General features: G+C 50.1%; 3 protein-coding genes. All 3 read left to right on the top strand.

The annotated features are described in order from the left end of the window. The first annotated feature begins 68 nt into the window (after positions 1-68). The gene (locus QUA58_RS30885; protein ID WP_333397946.1) at positions 69-2621 is read left to right on the top strand and encodes a hypothetical protein; all 2553 of its coding nucleotides are present in this window, start codon (positions 69-71) and stop codon (positions 2619-2621) included. 98 nt (positions 2622-2719) lie between these two features. Further along, entirely contained in the window at positions 2720-3547 is an 828-nt protein-coding gene (locus QUA58_RS30890; protein ID WP_333397948.1) for a hypothetical protein, read from the top strand. A 13-nt stretch (positions 3548-3560) separates the two neighbouring features. Next, the gene (locus QUA58_RS30895) at positions 3561-3950 is read left to right on the top strand and encodes a hypothetical protein (protein WP_333397949.1); all 390 of its coding nucleotides are present in this window, start codon (positions 3561-3563) and stop codon (positions 3948-3950) included. The last annotated feature ends 58 nt before the right edge of the window (positions 3951-4008 follow it).

Raw genomic sequence — 4008 nt, forward strand, 5'->3', positions numbered from 1 at the left:
TTGAGGTGTGATTTTTTAACATTTTACCTGTTTCTAAACTAAGTATAAATACTTACTTCCTTAATGGGATGCTCCCCCAAAATGGAACTCTACGCGCTGATTTGATGGTTGGCACGAGTGTTGTTGCTACCGCTTCTCGTGAGGTTTCTCTTATTCCTCCAGAGCCGGCAATCGTTGGGCCTCAAGGTCCGATCGGCTTAACCGGCCCGGCTGGCCCGATCGGGCCTCAAGGCATTCCCGGCGAAAAAGGCGATCGCGGTGATGTTGGTCAGCCTGGAACTCCCGGCGCAACAGGCGCGACTGGTGCAACTGGTAATCCTGGCGCTCAAGGGATTCAGGGAATTCAGGGAAATCCCGGCGCGACTGGTGCGGATGGTATGCCCGGTGCAGCAGGTACACCCGGTGCTACCGGCCCGGCTGGTGCTATCGGCCCGCAGGGTATTAAAGGTGATCCAGGAAATCCCGGCACTCCCGGTGAACCCGGTACACCTGGTGCGATCGGGCCGGCTGGTGAAACTGGAGCTGTAGGTCAGAAAGGCGATCAAGGAATTCCCGGTGCAACAGGTGCTCAAGGTGCGATGGGGCCGATCGGGCCCAAAGGTGATCAAGGTAATCCCGGTGCAGATGGTGTAGCAGGTTCTCCCGGTGTTGCTGGTGAAAAAGGGGAACCAGGCAGTCAAGGAATTCAAGGCATTCAAGGTTTGACCGGCCCGGCTGGTAGTCCAGGGCCTCAAGGAAATCCAGGCATTCAAGGTGAACCGGGCGAACGTGGCTTACCCGGAACTCCCGGCGCTCCGGGTGCTGAAGGTTTACAGGGTGTGCCTGGGATTGCCGGCCCCAAAGGTGACAAAGGCGATATCGGTAATCCAGGGATGCAAGGCGTTCCCGGTGAGAAAGGCGATCGCGGTGATCAAGGTCTAGTTGGCGCTACTGGCTCTCAAGGAAATCCAGGTTTAACCGGCCCACAAGGCAGTCCCGGAGTAAAAGGCGATCGTGGCGACCAAGGCATTCCCGGTGAAATTGGCGCAACGGGCCCCGCAGGCTTAACCGGCCCGCAAGGCGTTCCCGGCATAAAAGGTGATCGTGGCGATCAAGGCATTCCCGGCACGGTCGGCGCAACTGGCGATCAAGGTTTGACCGGCCCACAAGGTTCCAAAGGCGATCGAGGTGATCAAGGAATTGCTGGCGACATCGGCCCTGTTGGTCCGATCGGTTTAACCGGCCCACAGGGTTCTAAAGGCGATCGCGGTGATCAAGGCATTCCCGGTGACATTGGCGCAACTGGTTCGATCGGTTTGACCGGCCCGCAAGGTTCTAAAGGTGATCGTGGCGACCAAGGAATTCCAGGCGAAATGGGCGCGATCGGCCCGATCGGTTTGACCGGCCCGCAAGGTTCTAAAGGTGATCGTGGTGATAAAGGAATTGCTGGCGATGTCGGCGCAACTGGCGCAACTGGCCCGATCGGCTTAACCGGTCCCGCAGGTCAAAAAGGTGATCGCGGTGATCAAGGAATTCCTGGTGAAATCGGAGCGCAAGGTATTCAAGGCGTTCCCGGCCCTAAAGGCGATCGCGGAGAGCAAGGAATTCAGGGCATACCGGGTAATATCGGGCCGGCTGGTCAAATGGGGCCCGCTGGTGCAACCGGAGCGCAAGGTGCTCAAGGGATTCAAGGGATTCAAGGGCGACCCGGTTTGATTTGGCGCGGAAACTGGAACGCGACGACGAGCTACGTCATGTTTGATTCTGTCGCCCACAACGGCAACAGCTATATTGCGAACGCACCAAGCATAAATTCTGCACCGCCGTCGGCTGCTTGGACTTTGGGAGCTAAACAAGGCGACCAAGGTATCCAAGGAGTTCCTGGAGCTAAAGGTGATACTGGAGCGATCGGGCCTACTGGTTCAACTGGCGCAACCGGAATTCAAGGTGCAACTGGTGCCGTTGGAGCGCAAGGGCCGACTGGTCTTAAAGGTGATACTGGCGCAACTGGCGCAACTGGCGCGACTGGAGCAACTGGAGCGCAAGGAAATCCCGGTATTGCTGGGCCGGTAGGACCGATCGGCCCTAAAGGTGATATTGGTGCAACTGGAGCGCAAGGCTCTCAAGGAATCAAAGGTGATACTGGCGTTCAAGGCATTCCCGGCGCAACTGGAGCGACTGGCACAACTGGAGCGACTGGTCCGATCGGAGCGCAAGGAATTCAAGGTGTTGCCGGCCCTGTTGGTCCGATCGGCCCGAAAGGAGATACAGGAGCTACAGGAGCAGCCGGGCCAGCAGGAATTGTTTGGTCAACCCCAGTTGCACTTCCCTTATCATCGGGAGTCACAGGCAGCGTAACTTACCAGACCTGCGGGAAATTGGTTCGACTCAATGTGGACGTGATGATGAATTTTACAAACAGTTCATGGTTGTTAATTTGTGCAAATATGCCGAACACAATCTTTAACACCTGGTTCCATTCCACAGCAATGATTTTCAAATCTGACTTAACAATTGCTGCTACTGGACAATGGGGCTTAATGAGGTATCAACCAAATAACCGAGAATTAGCGTTGATGTTTGACAAAATCGTAAGTGAAACTGTGCGATGTGTCAGCAATTTCATAATGGCAGTTAACTAATCTGTGACTTCTGCCTTTTGAGTTATGCAATTTCAGAGCTCTGTTTTTAATAAAGCAGGGCTATGAAGCTAAAACTATTCAATTATCACAAGAATTAAATGCTTCCACAAATAGCAAACACTTACAACCCAACAAAGGAGTATCCTACAGGGTTTTGGTTTAGCAGTCCTAAATTTAACGGAATTCGGTGTATTTATCAAAGATTTGGCGATATCAAGGGACTAAGAAGCCATACTTTGACCACGCGATTTGTTGGACTCGATCGCCTTGAGTTAGCTTGTCAAAGCATCTGTGATGCTAATAATCTGTCGTTTCTTGATGGTGAGCTATTCATTCCCGGCAAAACACTTGATGAACTTACGGTGTTAGTGCGCGATCGAACCAATTATGACCTTGCTGAAAAGTTTGCTGTTCAGTTTAGAGTTTCTGCTGTTGTTGAAACAACAAACCCTAACATGACAGGTAATCAGATGATTGCTCTGATGCGACAAAACATCCCTGCAACAGGAATGGTAAGTTATATACCTCAAGAATTGATTCGCAGTACACCGCTCGGAGTTCTTGATGAATATACGAAAATAGTGAATTCTGGTATTTCTGATGAAATATTTCTAAGAAATCCTGACTCGATTTATTCAGAAGTGCGATCGGATAACTATTTGAAAGTGAAGGGCATAACAAGCGGAATCTTTACTGTTGTTGGATTTACTCAAAATCCTGTGGTGAATTTTGTCAGTTATATGTCGGTTGAAGGCATCGTGAATGGAGTCAATAAAATTACTCGTGTTTACGGCTTAAACGATGAAGAGGAACAGGATCTCTGGATGAATAGAGATTCCTATATGGGAAAACAAGTCCAAATCGTTTATATGGGGCTAAGTGCTACAGGGAATTTACGAACCCCTGCTTTGGGTCGATTCGTTTAAGGAGAAAGTTTGAATGATGTTGCCACAATTAGCAAATACTTACAGCCCAACGAAAAACTATGGTGTTGCTGAATGGTTTAGCAGCCCTAAACTAGATGGGGTTCGCTGCTTATATGAAAATATGAGCAGTGGATTGAGAAGTCGATCGGGCTTGACTCGATATTCAGGAATGACTGAGATTGAGGAAATATGCGAAAGTATCCGATCGACTAATAATCTATCTTTTATAGACGGTGAGTTGTACATCCCTGGAACTCTTTTTGATGTTATCTCAGGAATTGTCCGCAGCAGAAAAACGGTAGAAGCTGTACTAGCAAATAAACAAAAAGTTCAGTTCCGCATCTTTGCGATCGGGTTCAATCAATTGCCGACAATGGAGACAATTCGGGAGCATCCCAGTTGAGAACTAAGCAGAAATACTTAAGGAAAATTCCCCGTTAAGATAAGCACAGCGTAAGCGA

The sequence above is a fragment of the Microcoleus sp. N9_A1 genome, from assembly GCF_036701795.1.
Classification (GTDB): domain Bacteria; phylum Cyanobacteriota; class Cyanobacteriia; order Cyanobacteriales; family Microcoleaceae; genus Microcoleus.

Bases quoted from the DNA above. Each gene is read 5' to 3' on its own strand.
- QUA58_RS30885 (WP_333397946.1), top strand. From the start codon at position 69: ATGCTCCCCCAAAATGGAACTCTACGCGCTGATTTGATGGTTGGCACG.
- QUA58_RS30890 (WP_333397948.1), top strand. From the start codon at position 2,720: ATGCTTCCACAAATAGCAAACACTTACAACCCAACAAAGGAGTATCCT.
- QUA58_RS30895 (WP_333397949.1), top strand. From the start codon at position 3,561: ATGATGTTGCCACAATTAGCAAATACTTACAGCCCAACGAAAAACTAT.